Source organism: Roseateles sp., assembly GCF_044373315.1.
Taxonomy (GTDB): Bacteria; Pseudomonadota; Gammaproteobacteria; order Burkholderiales; family Burkholderiaceae_C; genus JACDQM01.
In genome coordinates this window covers 1-12,657 of the sequence record NZ_JBILQK010000090.1, presented here as the reverse complement: position 1 = coordinate 12,657, position 12,657 = coordinate 1, and the positions used below count along the sequence as shown (strand labels likewise).

General features: G+C 69.2%; 8 protein-coding genes and 1 pseudogene. 2 read left to right on the top strand and 7 right to left on the bottom strand.

What is annotated here, in order from left to right; genetic code table 11:
- Nucleotides 1–84 precede the first annotated feature (84 nt).
- Both ACIQ67_RS16425 and ACIQ67_RS16420 read right to left on the bottom strand, forming a co-directional pair.
- A pseudogene (locus ACIQ67_RS16425) lies at nucleotides 85–336 on the bottom strand (MerR family transcriptional regulator); the annotation flags it as partial.
- Nucleotides 333–2,729, bottom strand: a complete 2,397-nt coding sequence (locus ACIQ67_RS16420) for a heavy metal translocating P-type ATPase (RefSeq protein ID WP_397535453.1) — start codon at nucleotides 2,727–2,729, stop codon at nucleotides 333–335. The gene ACIQ67_RS16420 and the pseudogene ACIQ67_RS16425, both read right to left, overlap by 4 nt.
- Before the next feature lie 67 nt (nucleotides 2,730–2,796).
- On the opposite strand from ACIQ67_RS16420, the gene ACIQ67_RS16415 reads away from it, so the two are divergent.
- Together ACIQ67_RS16415 and ACIQ67_RS16410 are read left to right on the top strand one after the other, a co-directional pair.
- A complete protein-coding gene (locus tag ACIQ67_RS16415) occupies nucleotides 2,797–3,654 on the top strand; it encodes an alpha/beta hydrolase (protein ID WP_397535452.1) in 858 nt (285 codons plus the stop codon).
- Between the two features lie 79 nt (nucleotides 3,655–3,733).
- Nucleotides 3,734–3,937: a heavy-metal-associated domain-containing protein gene (locus tag ACIQ67_RS16410; protein WP_397535451.1), complete on the top strand. Its 204-nt coding sequence runs from the start codon at nucleotides 3,734–3,736 to the stop codon at nucleotides 3,935–3,937.
- 9 nt (nucleotides 3,938–3,946) lie between these two features.
- Here ACIQ67_RS16410 and ACIQ67_RS16405 read toward each other — a convergent pair whose 3' ends face one another.
- The 5 genes from ACIQ67_RS16405 to ACIQ67_RS16385 all read right to left on the bottom strand — a co-directional run.
- A complete protein-coding gene (locus ACIQ67_RS16405; protein WP_397535450.1) occupies nucleotides 3,947–5,647 on the bottom strand; it encodes an ATP-binding protein in 1,701 nt (566 codons plus the stop codon).
- Between the two features lie 100 nt (nucleotides 5,648–5,747).
- Nucleotides 5,748–7,910 carry a molybdopterin cofactor-binding domain-containing protein gene (locus tag ACIQ67_RS16400; RefSeq protein ID WP_397535449.1) on the bottom strand — a complete coding sequence of 721 codons (2,163 nt, stop codon included), beginning with the start codon at nucleotides 7,908–7,910 and terminating at the stop codon, nucleotides 5,748–5,750.
- A gap of 2 nt (nucleotides 7,911–7,912) precedes the next feature.
- Nucleotides 7,913–8,380, bottom strand: a complete 468-nt coding sequence (locus ACIQ67_RS16395) for a (2Fe-2S)-binding protein (RefSeq protein ID WP_397535448.1) — start codon at nucleotides 8,378–8,380, stop codon at nucleotides 7,913–7,915.
- 93 nt (nucleotides 8,381–8,473) lie between these two features.
- Nucleotides 8,474–11,215 (bottom strand): CHASE2 domain-containing protein, encoded by a 2,742-nt coding sequence (locus ACIQ67_RS16390; RefSeq protein WP_397535447.1) that lies wholly within the window; start codon nucleotides 11,213–11,215, stop codon nucleotides 8,474–8,476.
- Between the two features lie 39 nt (nucleotides 11,216–11,254).
- The coding region (locus ACIQ67_RS16385) for a FecR domain-containing protein (RefSeq protein WP_397535446.1) at nucleotides 11,255–12,657 on the bottom strand (1,403 nt) is incomplete at its 5' end.

Here is a 12,657-nt window from a genome sequence, read left to right as displayed (position 1 = left end):
CAAACCAGCGGCACGTTGATGCGCAAATGCACCCAAAACCTGCTGCTGACGACGACACCGGCGTCACGAAACCTCTTCAATCGGCACCGAGCACAACCGGCGGTGCTTTGTGCAGAGCTTCCTTAGCAGCTCGGAAATCTCGGCGATGGAGAAGCCCATGTCGCGGGCGCGGCGGATGAAGCGCAGCGTGTGCACATCGCTGTTCGAATAGAGGCGGTAGCCGGCCTCGGTGCGCGCCACCTTGGGCAGCAGGCCCAGCGATTCATAGTGCCGCAGCATCTTGGCCGAGACGCCTGAGCGGGCCGCAGCCTCGCCGATCGTGAAGGGGCTTGTCATGCCGCATCCTTCGCTGCTTTCCAGCGCTTCAGCAGCAGCGCATTGCTGACCACCGAAACGCTGGAGAAAGCCATCGCCGCGCCGGCAATCACAGGGTTCAGATAGCCGAGCGCGGCCAGCGGAATGCCCACCACGTTGTAGGCAAAGGCCCAGAACAGGTTCTGCCGGATCTTGGCCAGCGTGCGCCTCGACAGCTCGATGGCCTGCGCTACCAGCGCCGGGTCGCCGCGCATCAAGGTGATGCCGGCCGCGTGCATGGCCACATCGGTGCCGGTGGACATGGCCAGCCCCACATCGGCCGCGGCCAGCGCGGGCGCATCGTTGATGCCGTCGCCGACCATGGCTACGCGCTGCGTGCCCCCTGCCTTCAGCTCGCTGATGATGCGGGCCTTGTCCTCGGGCAGCACCTCGGCGCGCACCTCGTCGAGGCCGAGTGCCCGGCCCACCGCCTCGGCACTGCCGCGGTTGTCGCCGCTGAGCATCACGGTGCGCAGGCCCAGGGCCTTGAGGGCCTGGATGGCGGCGGCCGCAGTGGGCTTGAGCGGGTCGCCAAAGGCCAGCAGGCCCAGCAGGCGCGGCTCAGGCGTCAGCGTGGCCAGCCAGGACACGGTGCGGCCTTCGGCCTGCAAGGCTTGTGCGGCGGTTTGCAGGGCGTTCAGATCAACGCCTAGCTCACTCATCCAGCGGCCGCTGCCCAGACGCAGCTCGGCGCCTTCAATGCTGGCGGACACGCCGCGTCCGGCGATGGCACGCAAGGCGCTGGCGGCCGGCACCTGGAGCACGCGTGTGCTGGCCGCCGCGCCGACTGCGCGCGCCAGTGGGTGCTCGCTGCCGGCCTGCAAGGCCGCAGCCAGCGCCAGCACCTGGGGCTCGTCTTCGCCGGGCGCGGCCTGCAGGGCCACCAGCTCCGGCTTGCCGGCGGTCAGCGTTCCGGTCTTGTCAAAGGCCACGATGTTCAGGTGCGCGGCCAGTTCCAGCGCCTGCGCGTCCTTGATCAGCATGCCGTGCCGCGCCGCCACGCCGGTGCCGGCCATGATGGCGGTGGGCGTGGCCAGGCCCAGCGCGCAGGGGCAGGCGATCACCAGGACTGCCACCGCGTTCAGCAGCGCCTGCTCCCAGTTGCCGCCGGCCAGGCCCCAGCCCAGTAGCGTGAGCGCGGCGATGCCTACCACCACCGGCACGAATGCAGCGCTGACCTGATCGACCATGCGCTGGATCGGTGCCTTGCCGGCCTGGGCCGATTCGACCAGGCGCACGATGCGCGAAAGCGTCGACTCCGCGCCCAGCGCCGTGACGCGCAACAGCATCAGCCCTTCGCCGTTGACGGCGCCGCCCACTACCTTGTCTCCGACATGCTTGGCCACTGGCAGGCTCTCGCCGGTGATCAGCGACTCGTCCACCTGGCTGTCGCCTTCGAGCAGCTCGCCGTCGACCGGGATTCGCTCGCCCGGGCGCACCAGCACCGTGTCGCCCAGCACCAGCTGGGCCAGTGGCAGCTCCAGCTCCTGCCCGTCGCGGCGCACCCGCGCGGTTTCCGGCCGCAGTGCCTTGAGCGCACGGATCGCTTCGGTGGTCTGGCGCTTGGCGCGCGCCTCCAGCCATTTGCCCAGCAGCACCAGTGTGATGACGACCGCGGCCGATTCGAAATACAGCGCATGCGCATGGCTGCCGTGCCGCAGCAGCTGATACAGGCTCAGGCCGAAGGCGGCGCTGGTGCCCAGCGCCACCAGCAGGTCCATATTGCCGGCGCCGGCGCGCAGCGCGGCCCAGCCGGCCTTGTAGAAGCGCGCACCCAGCCAGAACTGAACCGGCAGGGTCAGGGCCAGCTGCCACCAGCCATCGATCATCCAGTGGTGCCCGACCAGCAGGCCCAGCATCGGCAGCACCATGGGCGCCGACAGTCCGGCGGCAATCAGCACCGGCCAGCCGCTGTGCTGCCAATCCGGCTTGGCGCGCGGCACGTCTCCGGCCAGGATGGCCTGGTAGCCGGCGCGCGTGACGGCCGCAATCAAAGAGGCTGTCTCCACGTCCGCCAGCGCCTCGACGCTGGCGCTCTCGGTGGCCAGATTGACGGCGGCCTTCAACACGCCGGGCACTTTCAGCAAGGCCTTCTCGACCCGACCCACGCAGGAGGCGCAGGTCATGCCGCTGATCTGAAGCGTCAGCTGCAGCTCGCGCACGGGGTAGCCCGCCTGGGACAAGGCCAGGGCCAGCGCCGGCAGGCCGACTTGCGCATCGGCCTCGACGCTGGCGGTCTCTGCCGCCAGATTGACCTCGGCCTGCTGAACGCCGTGTACCTTCAGCAAGGCCTGCTCAACACGCTTCACGCAGGAGGCGCAGGTCATGCCGCTGATGGGCAAGGTCCAGGTGGTCGGGGTCGAAGGAGAGTTCATGACTTCAGTTTGGGGCTTGCCATCATGGTAAGGTCAAGCGAAAGCGACAGGGCCGGGGGAGACGATGATGAATGCTTGGCGGTGGGTGGGTGTGCTGTGCCTCGGCCTGTGGGGCGGGCTACCCGGTTCAGCAGTCGCGCAGGCCGATGCCAGCCCCGAGCCGCATGTCTACCGCGAGTTGGCCGACGGCCGTCGCCTTCAGCTGCATGTGTTCAAGCCGACGGCTGGGACATCCCCGGCGCCAGCCGTGCTGACGGTGCATGGTGGCGGATGGAGCATGGGGGAGGCGTCCTGGACCTTCAGCACCGCGGCCCGCATGGCCCGCTTGGGCTACCTGGGTGTGGCGCTGGAGTACCGGCTTTCGAACGGCGCTGACACCCCGGCGGAAGCGCAGGACGATGTGTGCCAAGCGCTAAGCTGGCTGCGTAGCCATGCCGAGCGCCTGAATCTGGATGCGCAGCGCATCGCGGCACATGGGGTGTCCGCCGGCGGGCAGTTGGTCAGTGCCGCTGCCTTGGGCGCTTGTGCGAAGGTGGATCGCGGACCTGACCTGCTGATGCTGTGGTCGCCCGCCCTGGACCTGGAGCGTGATGGCTGGTTCGGCAAGCTGCTTCAGGGGCGCGCGAGCCGCGAGTCGCTCTCACCCCTGAGTCTGATCGGGCGGCGTGAAGTCCGCGCGGCACCTGTGGCCATCGTGCAGGGTGGGGCGGATTCGTTGACGCCAGCGGCCGGCGCCCGCGCCTTGTGCGAGCGAGCCCGGGCGCTGGGCGGCCTCTGCGAACTGCATGAATACGCGGGTCTGGGCCATCTGCTGACGCGCAATCTGGCCCAGCAGGAGTCGGGCTTCGACCCCGACCCCGACAAGCGCCGTGCCGGCATCGCTGCCCACGATGGTTTCCTGCAAAGGCTGTGGCCTCGCCCTTGAGGCGGAGCCGCACTTGACCTTGCCCCCCGTGGCAAGCTTCAGACTTGGATCCATCCTGTGAACGCCCGGAACAAACGATATGCATGAATTTCATCTGCCCGACATGAGCTGCGGCCACTGCGTGAAGGCCATCACCGAGGCGGTGAAGGCGGTCGACGCGCAGGGCGAGCTCGAGTTCAAGCTGGCTCAGCATGAGGTGAGCATCCGCAGCAAACTCTCGCACGAGCAGCTGAGCCAGCTGCTGTCCGAGGCCGGCTATCCGCCGGCTGCAGCGCCGGCCTGAGGCGCGGCGTCAGTCCAGCTCCGAGGCCGGCTGGTAGGCCGGCGCCACGCGCGGCAGCCGCAGCGTGAAGGCGGCGCCGCCTTGCGCCGAGGCGCCCGCCTCGATGCTCCCGCCCAGCAGGCCCTTTACCAGGCTGAAGCAGATGTGCAGGCCCAGGCCGGACCCGCCTTGGCCCAGCCGCGTGGTGAAGAAGGGGTCGAAGATGCGCAACAGGTGCTCGGCCGGTATGCCGCTGCCGTCATCGGTGACGGACAGCAAGAGATGTTCAGCCCCGTCGGGCCTCGCGCTGACTGTGATGCAGCCCTGGATGCGGCCGTCGAAGGCATGCAGCAGCGCGTTGTTGATCAGGTTGATCAGCACTTGGCCCAGCGGCCCGGGAAAGCTGTCCAGCTGCAGCGGCTCGGGAATGTCGACGATGACCTGGTACGGTGTGCGCCGCAAGCTTGGCCGCAGCGTGAGCAGGACTTCCTCCACGCCGGTGCGCAGGTCGAAGACGCGGCGCTGGTAGCTGGACTGATCGACGGCAAGCTGCTTGAAGCCGTTGATCAGCTCGACCGCCCGGCTGAGGTTGCTCATCAGCATGCCGGCCGCCTCGTTCACCGTCCGTGCGTAATGGTCCAGGCTGGTGCGCGTCAGCTTCTGCGTGCGTTGGGCCTCGAATGCCACGGCCACTTCCTGCAGCGTGCTGCTGGTCAGCAAGGCATTGCCGATCGGGGTGTTGAGCTCATGAGCCACACCGGCCACCAGAGCGCCCAGCGATGACAGTCGCTGGGTGCGTACCAGCTCGTCCTGCGCGCGCTGCACCACGTCCAGCGCGTCCGCCAGCTCTTGCGTGCGCAATGCCACGCGCTCTTCCAGCGTGGCATTCAGTTCCTCCAGCGCCTGCTGGGTGCGCCGGTACTCGGTGATGTCGCGGGCCACCCAGATGCTCAGGTGGCGACTCGATGACTGCCATTGGCGGCCGGCCACCTCGAAGTTCAGGATGGTTCCATCGGCGCGGCGCATGTCCAGCAGTTCGCCATCCACCTGGCCGTTCCTGGCGAAGCGCTGGCCCATCGCGGCTACCGCAGGGATGTCGACCCAGAGGTTCAGTTCGCGCGAGTTCTTTCCGACCACCTGCTGCTTGGTGTAGCCCATCTTCGTGGCCCAGGCGCGGTTGATGTCGATGAACTCGCCGGTCTTGGCGTCGCTGATCAGCAGCGTTTCAGGCACCACATCGAAGAGCTGCATGGCGACGGCCTCGCTGTCGCGCAAGGTCTGTTCCAGCGTGCGCTGGGCCTCGATGTCCTGCATCGACAGCACGGTCCAGTCACGCCCGTGGCTGAGCACGCGCCGCGCTGAAATCCGGAACCAGCGGCACTCGCCTGCACCCACATGCAGCTGGGCGTCCAGCGCCGTTTCGGTGCCTGCCTGCGGCAGCGCGGCGATCAGCCGCTCCCGGTCCTGTGCCTCGACCCACAGGTTCAGGTCCCTGCCGTTGCGGCCGACCGCTTGATCCGCACTCAGGCCGAACTGCTTGAACCATTGCGGGTTGGCATCCACCAGCCGAAAGCCCTGCAGCGGATCCACCAGGGCCATGCCCACCGGAGCCGCGTCAAAGACCCAGGCCATGTGCTCGCGGCGGCGCCGTCGGCGCAGGCACAGCAACAGCGCCGCAGCACCAAGTGCTGCGGCGGCTGCGATCAAGGCCAACAATTCCGACGGGGTCATGGAGCAGGGGGGGGCTGTCCGGCGTCGGGGGAATCTATCAGAACCCGCCGACGCGCTGTGGTGAGGATGGCCGCCAGCAGGTCGGCCGTTCAGCGCTTCATCAGGCCGACCTCTTCAAGGCGGCCGTGTCTATCGGCAGCGTGCGCACGCGCACGCCGGTGGCGGCGAAGATCGCGTTGCAGACAGCCGGCGCGATCGGCGGGGTGCCCGGCTCGCCGATGCCGCCGGGCGCCTCGGTGCTGGCGATGATCTCCACCTCCACCTTGGGCATCTCGGTGAGCCGCAGCACCGGGTAGTCATGGAAATTACCCTGCTCAACGCGGCCGTCCTTGTGACTGATGCGCCCGTACAGCGCCGCCGTCAGGCCATAGACGATGCCGCCTTCGATCTGGCGTGCGATGGTCAGCGGGTTGACGGTCTGGCCGCAGTCGACCGCAGCGACCACCTTGTGCACGCGCGGCGTGCCATCGGCGGCCACCGAGACCTCGGCCACTTCGGCCACGATGCTGCCGAAGCTCTCAGCCAGCGCGATGCCGCGATGGTGGCCCTTGGGCAGCGGCTTGCCCCAGCCGGCCTTGGCCGCGGCGGCCTGCAGCACGGCGCGGTGGCGCGGCTTGTCAGCCAGCATCTGAATGCGGAACTGCAGCGGATCAGCCTTGGCGGCATGCGCCATTTCGTCGATGAAGCTCTCGATGAAGAAGCCGTTCTGCGAATGGCCGACCGAGCGCCAGAACCAGACCTGCGGGCCGGGCTCGGCGCGGCCGTAGGCGATGCGCTGGTTGGCGATGGCATAGGGGTGGTCGGCAATCCCTTCCACCGCCATCGAGTCCACGCCGCTGTCCGGGATCTTCATGAAGCCCGAGCCGGCCATGATGGACGGGCTGGCTACGTCGGCGCGCAGCGCGCTGGCGCGGCCCTGGGCATCGAGCGCGCCTTCGAAGCGCACCAAGGCGGCCGGCCGGTAGTAGCCGGCGGCCATATCGTCCTCGCGGGTGTAGATCAGCTTCACCGGGCGGCCGCTGATCTTGGACAGCAGCGTGGCGTCGATGGTGAAGTCCGGCGCAAAGCGCCGGCCGAAGCCGCCACCCAGCAGCATGGTGTTGACCTTGACCTTGGCCGGCGCCACCTGCGCCACCTGGCCCAGGATGCCTTGGGAGGGACCCTGGCTCTGCGTGCCCGCCCAGATCGTCACCTCATCGCCGCGCACCCAGGCCAGGCAGTTCAGCGGCTCCATGCAAGCATGCGCTAGGTAGGGTACTTCGTAGACCGCCGCCAGCGTCTGGCTGGAGTTGGCCGCGGCATCTTTCAGATTGCCCAGGTCGACCGCGATCGCGCCGGCGTTCTGTGCGGCATCGGCCAGCTGCGCGGACACCTTGTCGCTGGACAGGCCGGCATGCGCGCCCAGATCCCATTGCACCTGCAGCGCGTCGCGGCCCTTCTTGGCCGCCCAGTAGCCGCCTGCCAGCACGGCCACACCGCTGGGCAGCTTGATCACATCGATCACACCCTTGACGGCGCGGGCGGCCGACTCGTCCAGCTTGACCGGCTTGGCGCCGGCGATCGGCGCGCGCGCCATCACCGCGATCACCATGCCGTCGATGCGCGCATCGATGCCGAACATGGCGCTGCCGTTGAGCTTGGCGGCGCTGTCCAGCCGGCGCGTCGGCTTGCCCAGGATCTTGAAATCCTTGGAGGCTTTCAGCTTCGGCTCGGTCGGCACGGCCTGCGTTGCGGCCGTCTGCACCAGCGCGCCGTAGGCGATCTTCTTGCCGCCGGGGCCGAGCACATGGCTGCGCTCGGTGCGCAGCTGCGCGGCATCCAGCTTCCATTGCTGCGCGGCGGCGGCCACCAGCATCTGGCGAGCTGCGGCGCCGGCCTGGCGCAGCGGCGTCCAGTGCGCTCGCACGGTGGTGCTGCCGCCGGTGGCCTGCATGCCGAAGATCGGGTTCTTGTAGGCCGGGTCGGCGGGCGCTTGCTCAACGCTGACCAGTGACCAGTCCGCATCCAGCTCCTCGGCTACCAGCATCGGGATCGCGGTCAGCACGCCCTGGCCCATTTCGGCCGAGGCGCAGACCACGGTGATGCGGTTGTCGGGCGTGATGCGCAGCCAGGCATTGGGCGCGAAGCTGTTGCTGGTCTGGGCCAGCGCGCGGCCGCTGCCCAGTGGGAGTGCGAAACCGATGGTCAGCGCCGCCGAGCCGGCCAGGAAGCCGCGCCGCGTGCTGCCCGTCAGTGCTGTCGTGGTGATGGGGTGGTGGTGCATGTTCAGGCTCCCTTGCGCAGCGTGGCGGCGGCGTCGTGGATGGCGGCGCGCACCTGGTTGTAGGTGCCGCAGCGGCAGATGTTGCCGCTCATGGCCTGATCGATGTCGGCATCGCTGGGCGATTTCTTCTGCGCCAGCAGTGCGCAGGCGCTCATGATCTGGCCGCTCTGGCAGTAGCCGCATTGCGGCACGTCGAGCTTGAGCCAGGCCAGCTGCGCGGCGCGGCCGGTCTTGGTGGCGCCCACGCCTTCGATGGTGGTCACCTTCTTGCCCGCCGCGGCGGACAACGGCGTCGAGCAGCTGCGCACCGGCTGGCCGTCCAGATGCACGGTGCAGGCGCCGCACAGCGCCATGCCGCAGCCGAACTTGGTGCCGGTCAGCTGCAGGTCCTCGCGCAGCGCCCACAGCAGGGGCATGTCGGGGTCGGCGTCGAGCGTGGCCGGCCGGCCGTTCACGGTCAGCTTGATCATGAGGGGAACTCCAGGCGTTTGATGGGTGGAAACAGTGGGGACAGCCCCGCAACAGCGTGGAGCCTACCCTGGCTTGCCGCTTCGTGCAGGACCTTAGCTCAGCGCCACCAGAACCCGGGATATCTCTGCGGAAAGCTGCGCCTCGGCCGGGCCGCGCGCGGTGGCATCCGGCGCTGCCGCAAGCGCGCTTGCGGACTCGGCCAGCGCCGTGGCGCCGAGGCGAAGTGCCAGCAGGCGCAGGTCCTGCAGCAAGCGCTGCCGGGCGGCATCGGCATCGGCTGCGGTGCCAGCCAGCGCCCAGCTCTGCCGCCAGGCGCCGAGAAAGACCCGGCCATGGGCGCGCAGCGGTTCATCGTGGACACCCTCGTCCAGCTCCGCCGGTTCGGTGATGGCTGTGTCGGCGGGCATGGCGGGCTCCGGCGGCGGTCCGTGGCGGCCCCAGCGCTGCAGCGCTTGCAGCAGTTCGGCCTGGCTAACCGGCTTGGTCAGGTGGGCGTCGCAGCCGGCATCCAGGCTGCGGCGTGCGTCCTCGGCGAAGGCATTGGCGGTCAGCGCGATGACCGGCGTGCGCGGCCGGCCCTGGGCGTGCTCGATGCGGCGGATCTCGCGCGTGGCGCTGTGGCCGTCCATGCCCGGCATCTGCACATCCATCAGCACCAGGTCGTAGCGCTGGTGGCGGAATCGCTCGACGCCGAGGGCGCCGTTCTCGGCCACGTCGATGTGGTGGCCCGCGTCCTGCAGCATGGCCTCCAACACCATCACATTGATCTCGTTGTCCTCGCACAGCAGGATGGTCTGCCGGGGCAGATCCACGCCGGGCGTGGCGGCGCGGCGCTCCGGTGCGGAGGCGGGTGCAGTCTGCAGCGGCAAGGGCAGTGCGAGATGGAAGCTGGCGCCCTTGCCGGGGATGCTGTCCAGCCAGATGCGGCCGCCCATCATCTGCGCGAGGCTGCGGCAGATCGACAAGCCCAGGCCGGTGCCGCCGAAGTAGCGCGTGGTGCTGCTGTCGGCCTGGCTGAAGGGCTGGAAGATCAGCTCATGCTTGCTGGGTGCGATGCCGATGCCGGTGTCGCGCACCGTCAGCAGCAGGGTGTCGTCATTGCGTGATGCCAGCAGCGTGACACCGCCGACGCGGGTGAACTTGATCGCATTGCCGAGCAGGTTGATCAGCACCTGCGACAGGCGCTTGGCGTCGCCATGCACCCAGCCGCCGGCGTCAGACGCAAACTCGAGCCGCAGCCACAAGCCTTGCTCCTCGGCCCGCGGTCGCATCAAGGTCATGCAGTGTTCCACCAACGGGCGCAGATCGAAGTCGTCGAGGTCCAGCTGCAGACGCCCCGCCTCGATCTTGGAGATGTCCAGCAGATCGTTGATCAGCTCGAAAAGCGATTGGCCCGAGGCGCGGAACAGTTCGACATAACGACGCTGTTCCGCGCTCAGCTCGGATTTCGACAACATCTCGGCCATGCCCAGCAGCGCGTTCATCGGCGTGCGGATCTCGTGGCTCACGTTGGCCAGGAACTGGCTCTTGGCCTGATTGGCCGCCTCGGCAAGCTCGCGCTCGTAGCGCAGCTGCAGATTGGTCCGCTGCTCCCAACGCAGCTGGGCCACAGCCGTCAACAGCAGGCCCAGGCACAGCACCAGCAGCGGGCCCAGCAGGGCCGGCAGTAGGCTGGCCTGCAGGCTGAGCAGTCCTGCGAGCAGCAGCCCCGCCAGGGCCAGTCCGGAGGCCATGAGGTGCGTGCGCAGGCTGGGCCTGCCTTGTCGGGCAGTCCACAGCAGCGGCGCGCAGGCCAGCAGCCACAGGCCGAGTTGCCAGGGCGCGGGCAAGGCCTGCCATTGCAGGCCCCGGCTCAAGGCGGCGTGGCTGGCGGCCATCAGCGCGACGCCGGAGAGGCGGCCTTGCGGTGTCAGCACTGCGTCGGCAAAGAAGGCGCTGCTGCCGATGAACACGGTGCGATCCTTCAGCTGCGCTCGCAATGCGGCGTCGTCCGGGCTCAGGCCGAGTGCCGCGCTCATCAGCCGGCCCCAGTCAAGCTGGGCGACAGCGTCGGGATTGGCGGGCAAGGCCAGGCGCACCGCGCCCCTGGGGTCGACCGGCCAGGCGGCCTTGTCTCCGATGCGCAGCTGACCCTGTTCCAGCTGCCAATGCTGCAGGCCCTGCAGGCGCAGCTGGGTGGCCAGCGCCAGCGAGGGCAGCTGGCGCGCGCCGAATTGATGCAGCAGCGGCAATCGGCGCAGCCGGCCGTCGGCATCCAGCGGCGCTGTGATCACGCCCACCGAACCAGGCGCTGCGCTGGCGCTCAGCAGGCCGGCATGTGGCAGGGTCACCGCCGCCCAACTTGGCAAGTCACCCGCCGCCACGGCCGGCAGCGAGCAGCGCTGCAGCAGTTCCATTTCATGGAGGGCGGCTTCGATCGGCTGTTGCAGCGCTGCCGCCGCCAGCACCACATCGGGCCGCTCGGCGAGCGCGCGGGAGAACTCCGCGTCGCCCTCGCGCGCGCTGTCGAACACGATGTCGAACACCACCAGCCGGGCCCCCACCTCGCGCAGGTAGTCGAGCAGCAGGGCATAGACCTCGCGCCGGTACGGCCAGTCGCCCAGGCGCGGCTGCAACTGGCGTAGCGAGGCATCGTCGATGTCGACGGCCACGACCTCGTCGAACTGCAGTGTCGGCGCCGCCCAGCGCTGCAAGGCGTCTTCAAGCGTGGTCTGCAGGCGCTGGTAGCTGTCGCCCAGGCTGATCAGCAGCGCCAGCGGCAGGGCCAGCAGCGGCAGCCAGGGGCTACGTGCCTGCAGCCTCGTGATCCAGCCGGGTGTGGGCATTGCTGTCATGGGCGGTTCAAGCGCATCGGTGGCTGGCCCGGCCGCTGTTCACAAGCCGACCAGCAGCAGCCCCAGCGGCAGCAGCCAGAGCCAGCGCGGATAGGGCACATCCAGCGCTTGCACGCTGCCCCAGGCGCCGGGCTGCCCTTGTGCGTCGACGCTGCGCACACGCAGGTAGTAGCGGCCCGGTGCCGGACCCTCCAGGCTGGTCTGCGCCTCGGCGCTGTCCCAGGACTTCAGGCCCTGGCTGAAGCCGGCGTCGCCGGCCCATTGCAGCTGATAGCTCATGCCGGGCACGGCACGCCAGCGAAGCACGATCCGGTCGCCGATCTCAGGCTCTTGCAGAGCAGGGCTGGGCGGCAGCGGGCGCAGCGTGAAGGCCTGCGCATCGCTGAACGGGCCGGGGTCGGCGCTGCCATCGGCCTTGCGCGCGATGCTGGCCAGGCGCCAGTGGTAGCTGCCGGGCTGAAGCGTCACCGTCTGCTCGGTGTCGGTCAGCAGGTCCTGGTCGACCATCAGCGGCGCAGCGAAGCCGGCATCTGCGGCCACCTGCAAGCGGTAGCGCTGAGCGGCCAGTGCCCGGGTCCAGCTGAAGCGAACCTGCTCGCCATACAGCCCTGCGGCGCTGGCGGGTGTCTGCAGAAACGGCGGCTCCGGCCTGGCTTTGAGCTCGAAGCTCGCCTCGGCGCCGATGCCTTCATTGCCCGTGGCATCGATGGCGCGCACGCGCAGGCGGTAGTGGCCATCGGGCTGCTCCGCCAGGGCGGGCCAGAGCGCCTGGCTCTGACTGACCACGGCCTCGGCCAGCAGCTGCTGTGCGTCACCACCCTGTGCAAACACCTGGGCGCGGTAGCCGCTGGCGCCGGCCAGTGGGCGCCAGGCGAGGCCGGGCGGCAGGCGTTCCAGGCGTGCGGGCAGCCCGCTCAGGTCCGGTGCCGGCAACAGCGCCTGCAGGCTGGGTTTGGCAGCCCCCGCTCGGGCGATGGCGCCGAAGCCGGCCGGAATGGCCAGATCAGCATCGGCCTGCAGCGCGGCGACCTTGCCTTCAATCACTTGGGCCCGGCTGCTGCTGGCATCCGCCTGCACCCGGAAATCGGTGCCGCGCACGCCCAGATTGAGGCTGGGGCTGCGGATCTCATAACGAGGCGCCTGCGCGGGATTGGGGCGCACCTGGTTCTCGATGCTGCCGCCTTCGAGCTTGAGTCGCACGGACGGGATGGCGCTGCGGCCATGCACCAGCAGTTCCTCGATGCCGAGCTGGCTGCCGGGGCTGATCAAGAGGCGCGATCCATCGACGAAGCGCAGGCTCACCGCGCCCTGCTCGCCGGTGCTCAGCCGGTCGCCGGCACGCAACTCCTGGCCCAGCACCAGCGGCGATATCGGGCCGCTGCCACGTTGCAGCGACACCTGGCCTTGCAGATGGATCACGCGCGCCACGCTGGCCTCGCGCC

Bases quoted from the DNA above. Each gene is read 5' to 3' on its own strand.
- ACIQ67_RS16395 (WP_397535448.1), bottom strand. From the start codon at position 8,380: ATGATCAAGCTGACCGTGAACGGCCGGCCGGCCACGCTCGACGCCGAC.
- ACIQ67_RS16420 (WP_397535453.1), bottom strand. From the start codon at position 2,729: ATGAACTCTCCTTCGACCCCGACCACCTGGACCTTGCCCATCAGCGGC.
- ACIQ67_RS16415 (WP_397535452.1), top strand. From the start codon at position 2,797: ATGAATGCTTGGCGGTGGGTGGGTGTGCTGTGCCTCGGCCTGTGGGGC.
- ACIQ67_RS16400 (WP_397535449.1), bottom strand. From the start codon at position 7,910: ATGCACCACCACCCCATCACCACGACAGCACTGACGGGCAGCACGCGG.
- ACIQ67_RS16405 (WP_397535450.1), bottom strand. From the start codon at position 5,647: ATGACCCCGTCGGAATTGTTGGCCTTGATCGCAGCCGCCGCAGCACTT.
- ACIQ67_RS16390 (WP_397535447.1), bottom strand. From the start codon at position 11,215: ATGACAGCAATGCCCACACCCGGCTGGATCACGAGGCTGCAGGCACGT.
- ACIQ67_RS16410 (WP_397535451.1), top strand. From the start codon at position 3,734: ATGCATGAATTTCATCTGCCCGACATGAGCTGCGGCCACTGCGTGAAG.